This is a genomic window from Pseudomonas sp. DSV-1, assembly GCF_035830915.1.
Classification (GTDB): domain Bacteria; phylum Pseudomonadota; class Gammaproteobacteria; order Pseudomonadales; family Pseudomonadaceae; genus Aquipseudomonas.
In genome coordinates, this window is the sequence record NZ_JAYMYG010000002.1 from 259548 (window position 1) to 271449 (window position 11902).

The following is an 11902-nucleotide window of genomic DNA, read 5'->3' on the forward strand; positions in this document are numbered from 1 at the left end:
TAATCCAAACCAGCAAAATTTTACCTGTTAGCGGCCCGGCTATGCCTCCTAGTCAGAGCCAGGTAGATGCTATGGCTACCAGTATCAAAGGCATGGGCATCCTAGAGCCGATCCTCGTTCGTAAAGTGGGCGACCGCTATGAAATCACACCTGGTGGAGGCATGGTTCGGTGGCTTGCGGCTACGAAGTTGGGAATGGATATAGTCCCAATCAGGGTACTGCAACTCGACGAAGAGGACTGCGCAGCAGCGTCACTCATCACGAATATGAATCGTGAGTCCATAGCCCCCGAAGAAACGGTTGGCAACCTGGAGATGCTGATCGAGCAGTTTGGCGAGAATGTGGCTGATCTGGTCATGGAGCAGCTACCTGACCTTCGCGAGGCCGCGGCCTCTAACCCGGAACTACAAGCACGTATCAATGCCGTTTTAGCCCGATGCAAGATTAATAGCGAGAAGTTGTAGGAGACCGACCATGGCAACAGTGTTTTTGGTGATGGCAACAGCCAGCGGTTTTAGAAGCTCCGAAAAGAAGCCAATACCATTGAAAGTCTTCAACGACCGCGCTCGGGCCGAAGAGTGGATAAATGTGCTGATCGACTATCACATTAACCCGCCTGAGCAACCCAACGGTTCAGATTGTGAGGACGAATGGGCCGATTGGCGCCTGCAAAAGACCGCGTGGCGTGCTGACCATCCAGCCGGTGTTGTCGTTTCGGATTATCAGCATTATGGGGTTTATGAAGTCCCCCTCGGACAGTAGAAAACGCGGCGGATCTGCCGCTGGGCCGATTTCGAAGTAGATGGCCCTCTGTCCTATGCAGCGCGGATTCGCACATGTGTAGCCTCGCTGAGCGAGGTCTGGTGGCGTGAATATCGAGCGATTTGTCTCTTGGGTTTACGCGGTTTCATCTCCTGGAGGACCGTTGCAGCAGCTGCAACCGCGATTATCGGGCTATCTATCTCTTGGTTTAACGGGGAGGGCATCTCTTGATGTGGTGGCGGGGGTGGCGCTTCGAGTGAATATCTGGTGTTTTGTCTCTCGGTGGATAGTTTTGATGCGTCGGATCGTGTGTGCTCACGCAATAAAGGGTGGCTCATCACAAGGTTGTAGACACACGTATTCCACGAAGACGTGCCGAGGAGGGCACGCACCAGGCATATCCCCCCTTAGAAACTAGAAGCGCTCGACATAGATCAGCGCAGGGCCATTCGAATAGTTTGTTTGGCCGATTCGCTGAAGGGGTTTGCAGCGATATTTTTCAGGCCTTCATCAAGCGTTGCCCGTTTCATCCAGCTTTGCCAATTCAAACGCAAGTCACTAATTTCCGTGGGCGACAACCCACCGTGGGCCTGAGCGTATTGATGGAGCCGACCATTTGGCGTGGCCCCAGCCTCGTACTGCTTTGCCAAAGCTGACAGTTCATCTAGGCCTAAGGATTTCAGCTTGATGCCCGCCAGCTTTGCCGCGATTTCCTTTTGTAGAGGCTTGTCATGAACTAACCAGCGCGCTGCAAGAGCGGTGTTTTTGTCCCAAGCTATTTGGGTGTCTTGTTCTGCTCGTGCCGGAAGTATTTCGACAAGAACATCTCGCGTCAGTTGAGTGTATTCAATCGCTTTGTCCAGCAGCACTTTGTAAAGGGCGCCGCTCGACTGCTCAATGAAAGGTGTCAGCTTGGTGAGGTATTCAGCTCTGTCATCAATACCAGGTGCAGCGCGATGACCAGCTGAGCAGAGCTTGTGAATATAGGCATCGAGAAGGACGGCTTTTGCCATCTCTTCCCGAAATGCATCGGCGCCATGCGCCTTGATCATCGAATCTGGATCGTGGCCATCCGGCAAGGTGGCCATGTAGATTGCGAGGCCGGGATGGTACTGCTCCATGATGGTGTCGAGCGTACGCTCTGTAGCCTTAACTCCGGCATTATCGCCGTCCAGACACACCGTTAGTTTTCGCACACCGGAATTGAGAATGAGCGAGAACTGAGTGGGGGTGAGGGCGGTACCCATTGGTGCAAAGCCAAGGGGGATATTGTTGTCGGCCATGGTTATAACGTCGGTATAACCCTCAACCAAGATGCCTTCTTTCGAAGCTTGGATTGCTTTCCGATTTTCAAACATGCCGTAAAGAATGGCGCCCTTGTGAAACACCTCCGTTTCGGGGGTATTGATGTACTTGGGTGACCCCTCTCTTGCTTCGAGTAGGCGCCCCGCGAAACCGACCAGCTCTCCTTCGTGAGTCCGGATAGGAAACATGAGTCGTCCCAGGAAGAAGTCCCTTAACCGTTCAGTTTCTTTAACCGTGGTCACAACGCCAGCTTCCTTGCCAGCCATTCGGATTTTATGCGAGCTGAAGTGATCAACAAGGCCGCGAAAGTCTTGTGGGGCGTACCCGATTTGGAATTTGTACATCGCACCAGGTGTTAGGCCACGACCTTCAGCATAAGCTTTGGGAGCGTCGTCTTTGACGTGGCTCTGATAGTAGATCCGGGCCACATTCATGGCGATGAGCAAGGTGCTTGAATCGCTCTGTGCAGGTTTGTCGTCCACGGCAAGGCTCCCAGGTACGTCCGATCGTTGTTTAAAATTTGATCACGTCAAGGCTGAGGCAGCCAGTCGCTATCGTAGACACTTACCCACAGAGTTATCCAGTGAAGCGGTGGATAACTGGAACAAATGCGCAATGTACAATATTACGATAAAATAATGATCGCGGCTTGATTGCCGCGAATAATCAGCACATCTGTGTCCGAAACCCGGCGCAGAGAGATGCGCCCTTACTGGCCCGGATTGGGCCTTTGGCGTTACCAGGATGCGGTTTCCGCAGCCGCTAAAAGCAGATAGGGAATCAGAAATGCTTGTTCATCTGACACCGCAAATTCGCGCCTGCAGCACCAACGAGATCTGTTCGCTGATCGACGTCACTTCCGAAGAGCTGGGCTTCGTTTTGGAGGGCGGCAAAGATCTAACTGCCCGTCGTCCATACCCAAACAAAGACTACCTTGTGGCTTGTCGTAAAGTCGGTCAAAGGGCCATGAATGGGATTCTGATCGAGCTGCAGGAGCCAATCCGTGAATTCACCGTGGTCACCCGCTGGGCGGTTGCTGCAAGCCACATTGCCACCCATCGAGTGCGCTACATCGTCCTTGACGATGACTACGACACAATCAGCGAAAACATGGTGTTGTGGTACGGCACTAGCGAAAGCTCAGGGGGGTTTGAATCGCGCTGGCCAAAGGATGTGGAGTACAGCACACCGGCTAGGACGCAGCCACGAATGGAGGTGTTCCCGCGCCTAGATAGATGTGGAGAGATCAGTGACAAGACGGACGAGCAAGGAGCCATCATCGAGCGCTCCGAGGTATTCCGCTTGCCCACAGTTCAGCGCGAACGAGTCATGGATCTGAAGTATTCCTTTGATGACCGCATCCCCGGAATCGAGAGTGCGTTTCGATAAGCGCTTGTCATTAACTCGTTGAATGAACCTCCCAAAGCTGACGCCACCCAGGCAGATCTTGCCGGAACCTAGAGTAAACTCATGCGATACGTCATTAGCGTTGCCCACCACTACCTGACTGGAAAGCTGTCTACCGAGCATGCGGTATATGCCCTTCGGGAGAGACCATCGGCTGTCGCCAGCAAAGGCAAAACTTGGGTCATCGACCCTGACTTCGAAGTCTGAAAAATTAACAGTGATTAGCGTGCCATTGGCAGGAAAGCTAAGGGAAAAAAATGAGATTTTTTTGGATTTGCTGTTGCGTGGTTTCAATCACAGTCCCGGTCGCTTTCATGGTTTTAGGTCCAATCGCTCGGCAGCATGGAGTGGAGCAAGCGACCCTTGTGATTGAGGCCTCGGCGTGTGGTGACACAACTGGTGATGTAGCAGAGGGCTGGGAGAATCGTTGCTCCGAACGAGCGGCAAGTAGAACCAATCCCTAGCGGAAAACTTTGCAAAGAGATCAGCTTGTTGGGCCGCGCTGCAAAAGCTTGATGCCCTGCATGAGTCACGTTAATTGCCGTGAAAATGGAATGGCGCTGCATCTTGCGTGTATATCTCTAGAGATATACACTTAAGTCAATTCAATAGACCCCAGAGATAATAATGTTAAAGCGCAACTATGGTGAATACGTCGCGGCAGTTTCAGGTTTCGGTGTAACTCCCATTATCGAAGTGGTGTGGAGTGATGGGCAACTGACATTACCCGCCCCGAAGGATATTGACATGCCGCTGTCGCTCAATTTCGCAATCGCGATGGCAATCGAATCTGGAGACCATAGCGGTGCTTCACAGTTGATCGACAAGTGTTCTGGGCATGACGAGGATTGTTGGAAGATGTATACCAAAGAGGGCGACTACTTCGCGGCAGGAGGCCTTTGGTTCAACCAACAACAGTGGGAGAGTGGTGAGCGGCCAGATGCGAGCCCTATGACCGTGGCGCACATGCTCGATTTTGAAGGGGATCTGCCAACGTGAAGGCCTGAGCCCTTAGCTCAAGGCCTGTAAGCCGCTTTGCCTACCTCCCAGCCCAGCCGTCAAACCGTTGGGCTGAAGCCGTACAAGAGGGTGCTTTTTGCTCCCTCAGATCTAGCGGGATAACGATTCATGCAAGGCCAACAGATCAATGTCACCGACCAACTGAATGATGTAGGCCTTTCGCCCGAGCCTCTCTTACAAGCAGCATTACTGTGCAATAGCCTGCGGCTAGCGAGCAATGCAGGCGAGCTTAGCGTTGCCGTTGCTCAAGCGAACGGTGTGCTTGTTGGTATGCGCATTGGTATGGTCATCAGTGAAGAGCAGCAGGAACATCTACAGGTGCTGTTCGAGAGAGTCAGGCAAGTGACTCAGACCCAGCATGAAGTACATGCGGAGCAGCAGTCGCCGGTTAACCAGGTAACTGTCACTTTCCTTGACGGTCTGCCAGGCCCCTTTGATGGCCCCTGCATCTTCCTGCTCGATGATGGATCAATCCATGCCGGAGAGGTGGTGCGTAACTCGGCAATTTTTGCTGCTGGCTCTCTAAGCACCCTGAACACTGCAGGTGGTATCAATGAAAAGTTCGAGATCCCGCTGCGTCGAGTAATCGGCTGGGCAGATGCCTGTCCGCGAGATAGAAACAGCCTACGGAAATAAGCCATGTCCAAGTTGAGTAAGGTCAACGACGTGCGGTTATGTCGGTCCGATAACTGGCACCAAGTACTCGGCGATTCAGTAGCTCGTGCCGTAAGGTGGGCGCGTAGACAGGACCGATTCAGTAATCAGGTCTGGACTAAGTGGCATTACACCGAAGGTAATGGCGCGTTCACGGCTTGCGGAACACCCGTCGTGGCATTCGAAACAGATGGCAGCCCCCAGGAGCAAAGCACTGGCCTTGTAAATTGCCGTCGCTGCCTTTCTGTCATGGTTCACCAGTCACTTAAGCTCAGGTAGAGAAGGGTGCTTAGCACTCCTCAGGAGAGAGAAGAGAATTATATGACATTCGTAATGCCCAGCATCAAAGCCATGTTGAAAGCTGCCTTTTGGGGAGCACTGTGCGCCGTTTTGGTTTGCTTTGGATTGAGTTTAATTCCTAGTCTTGGCCCCGCGCCAACGCACGGCCTACTTGGTTTTGGAGTTCTCATTGGAACGACTCCTTTGGATAATGCTGTGATGTTCGGCGCTCTTGGGGGCATCCTCGCCTCACTTATTGCTAAAGCTTCAGCCAAGTAGGGTAGGCCATCACCAAGCGGTTTGCACCGCTGATAATCAGATAGAAAAGAGGTTCACACATGAACGTAGAAGCATTGAGAAAACTTGAAAAAAAGCTGCGCAAAGCGAAGCGCTCGTCGTTCTTTTGCGGCGTTCTAGTGGTCATGGTCATGATGGCCTTTGTGATCGTCTCCAAAATCGGAGGAGTTCCCGTAGACCAGGAAGCTGTTGCGACAGCGGGTACGCCGATAGTGATCTTGATTGCGCTAATCACAGGTCTGTGCGGCTTTTTTCATTCCAGCGTTAAAGCAAAACTCAGAAGGTTGCAGCTATAACCCTCAGCATTCGGACAAAGCTCGCCCAGCTGAGCTGGAAGCGTTACGCGATGTGATTGATACGCTGAGGAGCGTGCATGATCTTTATGCCTTGTTGGCACAAGGGGGCGCGATCAGGGAGCGGATATTGAGCGCTTGGCCAGACCTGATCGACGAAGACGAACATAGCGACTGGCTCGACAAACTCAAACCTTCTGCGCTGCGTCGCCAGTTGTGATGGCAAGGCTCAACGTCGCTAAGCATCAATGGCCGCATTTAACTCACTCCCGATTCAGGTAAGCAAATGTCTACAGTCCTCTTTCATGAGTCACCTCCATCACATGAGGTGGCTGACCAAGTACTGCAAATGGTAGATACCTACCTATCCGACTTAAGCATGCTGGCCGTACCGCCAAGCAACCCTCTCTATGAGGTTTACCGTTGGACTTTGCCCTGCGAGGTCGATCAGTACCTGCAGCGAATCGGTCAGGTGCCTACAGCTCCCGTAGAGCTTATTGTGGCTTTCGATGATGTCGACCTGCGGAAGGTGGTCGGCTTTCTTCTGTATCTACCAGTTCCGTCTCACCCTGACGCATGTGGAATTACCTACATGGCAGTCAAGCAATCGCACCGTAGGCGTGGGCTCGGCACTACCATGATGCGTGAAGCTATAGCCCGGTATCCTCATGTTGAATTGACCTGTCCGGTTAAGAAAGTTCCTTTCTACGAGCAGATTGGCTTTCAGGTGATTGACTCGGAAAATACGCAGGTTGTGATGAACACCCGGTCTGCAAGCACTACGGGGCTGATGGGGATTGTAAACGCGGAACAGATCCTCCACTCATCCCAAGCGAAGCAGATTCATGCGCAGCTTGTTGACCGGTTGGGTCTGAAAGTGATGGTGAATGCGGAGAAACAGCTCCAGCGCCATGTAGACCAGCTTACGCGCCAGGCAGCATCGTTTGTCCGCGAACGCATGTCAGCAGTATAGGAACACGACCATGGCAACAGTATTTTTGGTGATGGCCACAGCCAGCGGTTTTAGAAGCGACGAAAGAAAGCCTTTGCCATTACGTGCATTTGAGGACCGCGCTCAAGCCGAGGTGTGGCAGGACATGCTGATCGACTATCACCTAAACCCACCTGAAATGCCTATTGAGGAAGGCCGCGAAATTTGGAGCGACTACAAGGCACAGGTGAAAGAATGGGAGCATCGTCATCCTGCAGGAGCTAAAGCCTCCCAATACCAGCATTTCGGGATTTACGAAGTCCCCATAGGGCTATAGGAAAACGAGCCATGGAATCTAACGTGATGACAAAAACTCAGCCAGCAACCCTAGCGATTCGCTGGAGCACCATTGCTGCGGCTGCCGTGGGTGTGTGCGTCGGTATGTTGGTCGGCGCCGTGGGGATTCAGCAGGTCATTAAGCAGCATCCAACTCAGTTGGAAATGCTTACCACCGATACCCGCGCCGAGATTTGTATTAATGGGTTTGCTTACGAAGTGGGTGCGGCTGAAATCGACTCGCCTTGGCATGGTGTGTATTTACCCGTCGAGCAAGCACAGGAGCCATTGATTGGCGAAGATGGCCAACGGATTTTGCGCCGAGTAATACCTGTTCACTGCAAGATTGGTCGCGGATAGGAAAACGCCCAGGTGCGCCCAAGCCCAGCCATGCGCTGGGCCGAGGTCGTAGAGGGCACCGCATCGGCGTCCACCCAATCGAAGGAATGACCAGTTATGTCCAGCAAAACGGATACCCCCAACAACTGGACTCAGGGCGGTCAAGCAAAGTCCTCGGACGCAGCGGCAGCCATGGCCAATTTCAACGAAACGCGGCAAAAGATTAACGATGCTTTCGGCATCGGTGGCGTCGCACGCGCAGCGGGTATCTCGACCGAGCCCCTGCGCTGCTATCAGGTTGGCGATTACGACTGGTTCGCCGCTACATCCCCTGAGCAAGCCTCGGAGCTTATGCGCGAAATCGTCGGCGATGAAGACTGGGATGTGAGCGACTACGAGGTCACTTTGTCCAGTGATGAGCTGCTTGATAAGCGGTGGCGTGAAGAAGACGAACCCGATAAAGACGCTGGCTCCCTGCGCGAGTGGCTGGCAGAAGCTAAAGAGCCGGTTTGGCTCAACGGCATCGAGCCATAGGAAATCGCTCATAGAGGTACACCGTATGCCCAGCTTTCAGCGCTGGGCAGCGGCAGTAGATGAGGCGCAATTTTCGAACTTGCAGTATCGGCGACCTCTGGAATTACGAACCAAGAACAGGAAGAGAATACCTAGATGTTTAAAAAGAAATGGTCTGAACTAAAGCCTCAGTTGGCCAAGATGTTTAAAGTGAAATGGTCTGTACTTAAGCCACAGTTGGCCAGGATGTTTAAAAAGAAATGGTCTGTACTTAAAACACAGTTAGAGTTCATTCACAGCCCTAAGCTATGGTGCGTTAACATCGGCGCAGCTGTTATGTCTTGGAAGTATTGGGATGGCATCAAAAAGGATGTACAGACCACTGCAGATGCGGATGTAACCATTGTTGCGCTAATAGTGATGGCTATTGCGAGCGTTTGGATCTTCATGAGCGCTGACGAGAAAGTAAGAAGTTATTTCGAGCGTGAAGGCGTGCCTACCTTATTTGCGAATGCAGATCATCTCGAAAAAATAGACAAGCGACTCATCAAGAAATGGTTGATGAAGCACTATTCACTGGATAAATATAATGAAGCCTGTGCTCTATCACTTACTTGGTTTTTAACATTTGTAGCAATCGCCTTGGTTGGGCCCACGGCTGATACAAGTAATGGATGGGGTGTTCAATCGATCCCAAAAACAGGATTATGGATCTCTGGAGTGTTGTGTGTATTTTTGCACTGGTACCGGCACAAGATCCTCAAAGAGGAAAATGCTAAATGGTTCAGTCTTTCAGACAACTTTCCTATAATCAATGATCTACCCGGCTTTAAAAGTGGCTATATCATGTGTAAATCACCTGCGCCACTGACTCAATGGGGCGACCAGGATAGATATGTGATCAAGACATCTATGGTTAATAGCAGCAGAATGCCAGGAAAAGGTTCCCTCGATCGCGCAAGTGTTAAGTGGCGTTTATTACTGCTGAGTGAGTAATTGCTCTGTAAAAATTGTTACCGGCTAGTCCGCCCGCAAATATGGCGGGTATTCACCAATGCCAGGAATATTTTTCAGAAAATCGTGAGTCAAGAATCGGAGGTCGATTTGACATTAATAACAAGCGGCCAGTATGACGTGCTTATAAAGCTCATGCGGGGTGATACTAAGAGTCCTGCTAGCCGAGCAGCCCGTCTTGTACTAGTAGATGGAATCTCACAGGCCGATGCAATGCGAGAAACAGGTGCGAGCCGAACGACTGTTCACTTAACAGTAAAACGGTACTCTGAGGCCTATGAGTTAATTAAATCTGCATTTATGAAATAATGACAAAATACTTGAGCATATTACTCTAGCGTAATACACTAAGGCCCTATCGAATACTCTCAGGATACGAGCATGCATCAGTCTACCAAAGCACATAACACCCTCTTTGCTGCTGGTTTTGACTTCTCTTTGGAGCTGGGTGGGATTGCCTACCCGTTGTGTGCTGTTGAAGGTAGTTGTTCCGCTTCAACAGATGTTGAATTTGAGGAGATGCATACTGGCGGTGGGTGCTTGGCACTTCGCCGTAGCATGGGTGGCCTTTTCATGCTGATCACTGATGAAGATGGTAGCAATCTACCAGATATGCAGGATTGGAAGGAAAACATGATTGGTGTGTATCGTGAAGCTGATGATGAAGAGGTCGTTGTTTTGACCCCCTTGCAATGGATGCAGGTAATAGAGATCGAGGTAAAGCGTTGCTCTAGAACTCTACCATAATGGATTTATATCAAATCCGATTGTGTTTATCGCCCAGCAGCACTAATGCCCCAGCCTAATAACTGGGGCAAATCTAGTATGAGACTTGTACTTATCGCGTTGATGACCCTGAAGAGTTAAGATTAAGAAGACAGCTAAATGATGGCCAGCTCTGCTGGAGGAAAGGGGAAGAACTTGAAGATATACCGAGCACCTAAAAAGCCCATCGATGAGTACACCTCAGAAGAAAGGCGAGCATGGCTAGATAACCACGCTGCAACTGCAGAAGAAAGACACAAGCAGTCTAGTAGTTTTAGGATAGTCGCTGCGATTTGTTTGGGAGCTGCACTAGTGATTACTATAGGGGCGCTAATACTGTCGTCACATAGCAGCTAAGTTAGTAAGTCCCTAGGTGCACTTGGATTCATTCAAGTTACAGTGTTTGCGGAAAAATATTCCACTGCTACAACGCTCGACTAAGTCTTTGAGCAGAAGGGTATCCCGAAATTTTAACTAAGAGCGAGCAGCGCGTAATGCCTACAAAACAAACTAAGAAATCGAGTTTTTCCTATATTGAAAACGTTGTACGTTCACTTGAGACATCCAATTTTGGGCCTCGTGTTAGCGCGGCTGCACGTCTCACAAGCATGCTGGTGGTAGTTGCATGTTTCTGTATTTTGCTCCCTTGGGGTTTGAATAAGGCGACGTTATATGGGCTTGGCCTGGCATTTGTTTGGGGCGTGTGCTTCTTTCTAGCTTTTCTAAAATTCAGTAAACAACCAGATTCTTGGGAACAAGCTCTCGATGCTGCCTTGGCAGTTTATGAGCCTATCGACAAAGATGCCTACTTGCAGTTGCAGAAGGTTGTTGCCCTCGATGGTTGGGCCCCAGCGGCGATAAATAGTTGGGTAGCAGCGGAGAAAGCCGCAATATATGCCGAAGAAATACGAGAAAACTCTAAGGGACAAAGTAAATTTCTAGATCGGCGCCTACCGTAAATTCGACATGAAGGAAGTACGATGAATCCAATAGCACTACAAGCCTTAGAGCGAAACACAAAGGCGAAGGAAGTCTCTACGGAGCCGGGACAGTCGGCGCAACGTGAAATTAGAAAAAGTACCTCCAGGACCAAACAAGCAAGCGCGTCTCGCGATGCAGACAAATTTGTCGCACGGCTGCCAGATGATCTTCGGTCCAGGCTGGCGGCACGTAGTAAGTCAGATGATATAAGCATGAACTCGGTACTTGTCAGCGCTCTAAAAAATCATCTGGATTGCCGAGACGAGCAAAAAATAATTTTAGATTCTTTGGTACTTTTAAGGGCTGAATTGCAGAAAGCCTTGGCTTCGGCCAACAAGGTGTCCTGATATTAATCACTGCTGGTTGGTTTGCTAAATTTCTGTAACGGCTTGGTATAGGGCTGCTGTAGTGCCAGGTCGGGCATGCTGAAGCAAAGCAATTTGGTGCCACTGAAATGCCCGACCCCCTGCAGATCTTGCCCGAAAAGGTGGGGGGGGTGGTTCGAGGCATTATAATGCCACGACAATGTATTAAAAATCATTTGGACGGGTGGACAGTAAGATTGGCACGGTTATCTCCGTGACAAGATACATTACGCACTATAATACTCATTTGCTTGCGTAATGGCTGTTGATATAACGGCAAGGCATAAAAAACGCGGATAATAGTCTTTATCAATTAATCAATAGAATTTAATAGCTCTACTAAATGGTTGTTTAGTATAGCTATTATTCATGCTAAACCTGATTGTGATTTCATTTGGTTATGCTAGCTGGCTCGGCGCTCCGCGAAATAGCTAACCTATTGATATATATAGGTTAATTAGATTTAGGCGCTGCTGTGTGAAATCTGATGGTTCTGCAGGGTCAGTGTGCTGCAGATTTCACGTAGGAGCGCGTTTTGATCAGTAGCTTTTGTGTCTCTGCGGCGGCTCTTTGTACTGTGGTGCAGGACGAATCCAGGTAAATCAGAACTGCAAAAGTGCTGTGAAAAACCCCATTTTAGG

16 protein-coding genes are annotated in these 11902 nt (G+C 50.4%); 15 read left to right on the forward strand and 1 reads right to left on the reverse strand.

What is annotated here, in order from left to right; genetic code table 11:
* Positions 1-41: 41 nt before the first annotated feature.
* The gene (locus tag VSQ83_RS25675; RefSeq protein WP_262384476.1) at positions 42-464 is read left to right on the forward strand and encodes a ParB N-terminal domain-containing protein; all 423 of its coding nucleotides are present in this window, start codon (positions 42-44) and stop codon (positions 462-464) included.
* Between the two features lie 10 nt (positions 465-474).
* Positions 475-762, forward strand: a complete 288-nt coding sequence (locus tag VSQ83_RS25680) for a hypothetical protein (RefSeq protein WP_326427879.1) — start codon at positions 475-477, stop codon at positions 760-762.
* Between the two features lie 434 nt (positions 763-1196).
* On the opposite strand, the gene VSQ83_RS25685 is transcribed toward VSQ83_RS25680, so the two are convergent.
* Positions 1197-2549, reverse strand: coding sequence for a toprim domain-containing protein (locus tag VSQ83_RS25685; protein WP_169872904.1), 1353 nt, complete (start codon positions 2547-2549; stop codon positions 1197-1199).
* 304 nt (positions 2550-2853) lie between these two features.
* On the opposite strand from VSQ83_RS25685, the gene VSQ83_RS25690 reads away from it, so the two are divergent.
* The 13 genes from VSQ83_RS25690 to VSQ83_RS25750 all read left to right on the forward strand — a co-directional run bounded on the left by VSQ83_RS25690 (position 2854) and on the right by VSQ83_RS25750 (position 11243).
* Complete coding sequence (locus tag VSQ83_RS25690) at positions 2854-3456, forward strand: DUF6012 family protein (protein ID WP_222933294.1); 603 nt, start codon at positions 2854-2856, stop codon at positions 3454-3456.
* Positions 3457-4101: 645 nt separating this feature from the next.
* Positions 4102-4473: a hypothetical protein gene (locus tag VSQ83_RS25695; protein ID WP_326427881.1), complete on the forward strand. Its 372-nt coding sequence runs from the start codon at positions 4102-4104 to the stop codon at positions 4471-4473.
* A gap of 129 nt (positions 4474-4602) precedes the next feature.
* Positions 4603-5130 carry a hypothetical protein gene (locus VSQ83_RS25700; protein ID WP_326427882.1) on the forward strand — a complete coding sequence of 176 codons (528 nt, stop codon included), beginning with the start codon at positions 4603-4605 and terminating at the stop codon, positions 5128-5130.
* Between the two features lie 339 nt (positions 5131-5469).
* Entirely contained in the window at positions 5470-5706 is a 237-nt protein-coding gene (locus VSQ83_RS25705) for a hypothetical protein (RefSeq protein ID WP_326427884.1), read from the forward strand.
* Positions 5707-5765: 59 nt separating this feature from the next.
* On the forward strand, positions 5766-6020 hold the full coding sequence (locus VSQ83_RS25710) for a hypothetical protein (RefSeq protein ID WP_326427885.1): 255 nt from the start codon (positions 5766-5768) through the stop codon (positions 6018-6020).
* Positions 6021-6303: 283 nt separating this feature from the next.
* Entirely contained in the window at positions 6304-6990 is a 687-nt protein-coding gene (locus tag VSQ83_RS25715) for a GNAT family N-acetyltransferase (protein WP_326427886.1), read from the forward strand.
* A gap of 10 nt (positions 6991-7000) precedes the next feature.
* Entirely contained in the window at positions 7001-7285 is a 285-nt protein-coding gene (locus VSQ83_RS25720; RefSeq protein WP_169872906.1) for a hypothetical protein, read from the forward strand.
* Positions 7286-7296: 11 nt separating this feature from the next.
* Complete coding sequence (locus VSQ83_RS25725; protein WP_169872907.1) at positions 7297-7644, forward strand: hypothetical protein; 348 nt, start codon at positions 7297-7299, stop codon at positions 7642-7644.
* A gap of 96 nt (positions 7645-7740) precedes the next feature.
* Positions 7741-8157 (forward strand): hypothetical protein, encoded by a 417-nt coding sequence (locus VSQ83_RS25730; RefSeq protein ID WP_262384472.1) that lies wholly within the window; start codon positions 7741-7743, stop codon positions 8155-8157.
* 135 nt (positions 8158-8292) lie between these two features.
* Positions 8293-9132, forward strand: coding sequence for a hypothetical protein (locus tag VSQ83_RS25735; protein ID WP_326427887.1), 840 nt, complete (start codon positions 8293-8295; stop codon positions 9130-9132).
* A gap of 399 nt (positions 9133-9531) precedes the next feature.
* Positions 9532-9897: a hypothetical protein gene (locus tag VSQ83_RS25740; RefSeq protein ID WP_169872909.1), complete on the forward strand. Its 366-nt coding sequence runs from the start codon at positions 9532-9534 to the stop codon at positions 9895-9897.
* A gap of 512 nt (positions 9898-10409) precedes the next feature.
* Positions 10410-10874 carry a hypothetical protein gene (locus VSQ83_RS25745; protein ID WP_326427888.1) on the forward strand — a complete coding sequence of 155 codons (465 nt, stop codon included), beginning with the start codon at positions 10410-10412 and terminating at the stop codon, positions 10872-10874.
* 21 nt (positions 10875-10895) lie between these two features.
* Complete coding sequence (locus tag VSQ83_RS25750) at positions 10896-11243, forward strand: Arc family DNA-binding protein (protein WP_326427889.1); 348 nt, start codon at positions 10896-10898, stop codon at positions 11241-11243.
* Positions 11244-11902: the final 659 nt, after the last annotated feature.

What these genes read in the sequence shown, in the direction of transcription:
- VSQ83_RS25730 (WP_262384472.1), top strand. Translation starts at nt 7,741, where the DNA reads ATGTCCAGCAAAACGGATACCCCCAACAACTGGACTCAGGGCGGTCAA.
- VSQ83_RS25690 (WP_222933294.1), top strand. Translation starts at nt 2,854, where the DNA reads ATGCTTGTTCATCTGACACCGCAAATTCGCGCCTGCAGCACCAACGAG.
- VSQ83_RS25675 (WP_262384476.1), top strand. Translation starts at nt 42, where the DNA reads ATGCCTCCTAGTCAGAGCCAGGTAGATGCTATGGCTACCAGTATCAAA.
- VSQ83_RS25740 (WP_169872909.1), top strand. Translation starts at nt 9,532, where the DNA reads ATGCATCAGTCTACCAAAGCACATAACACCCTCTTTGCTGCTGGTTTT.
- VSQ83_RS25745 (WP_326427888.1), top strand. Translation starts at nt 10,410, where the DNA reads ATGCCTACAAAACAAACTAAGAAATCGAGTTTTTCCTATATTGAAAAC.
- VSQ83_RS25715 (WP_326427886.1), top strand. Translation starts at nt 6,304, where the DNA reads ATGTCTACAGTCCTCTTTCATGAGTCACCTCCATCACATGAGGTGGCT.
- VSQ83_RS25680 (WP_326427879.1), top strand. Translation starts at nt 475, where the DNA reads ATGGCAACAGTGTTTTTGGTGATGGCAACAGCCAGCGGTTTTAGAAGC.
- VSQ83_RS25700 (WP_326427882.1), top strand. Translation starts at nt 4,603, where the DNA reads ATGCAAGGCCAACAGATCAATGTCACCGACCAACTGAATGATGTAGGC.
- VSQ83_RS25705 (WP_326427884.1), top strand. Translation starts at nt 5,470, where the DNA reads ATGACATTCGTAATGCCCAGCATCAAAGCCATGTTGAAAGCTGCCTTT.
- VSQ83_RS25695 (WP_326427881.1), top strand. Translation starts at nt 4,102, where the DNA reads ATGTTAAAGCGCAACTATGGTGAATACGTCGCGGCAGTTTCAGGTTTC.
- VSQ83_RS25710 (WP_326427885.1), top strand. Translation starts at nt 5,766, where the DNA reads ATGAACGTAGAAGCATTGAGAAAACTTGAAAAAAAGCTGCGCAAAGCG.
- VSQ83_RS25750 (WP_326427889.1), top strand. Translation starts at nt 10,896, where the DNA reads ATGAATCCAATAGCACTACAAGCCTTAGAGCGAAACACAAAGGCGAAG.
- VSQ83_RS25725 (WP_169872907.1), top strand. Translation starts at nt 7,297, where the DNA reads ATGGAATCTAACGTGATGACAAAAACTCAGCCAGCAACCCTAGCGATT.
- VSQ83_RS25720 (WP_169872906.1), top strand. Translation starts at nt 7,001, where the DNA reads ATGGCAACAGTATTTTTGGTGATGGCCACAGCCAGCGGTTTTAGAAGC.
- VSQ83_RS25735 (WP_326427887.1), top strand. Translation starts at nt 8,293, where the DNA reads ATGTTTAAAAAGAAATGGTCTGAACTAAAGCCTCAGTTGGCCAAGATG.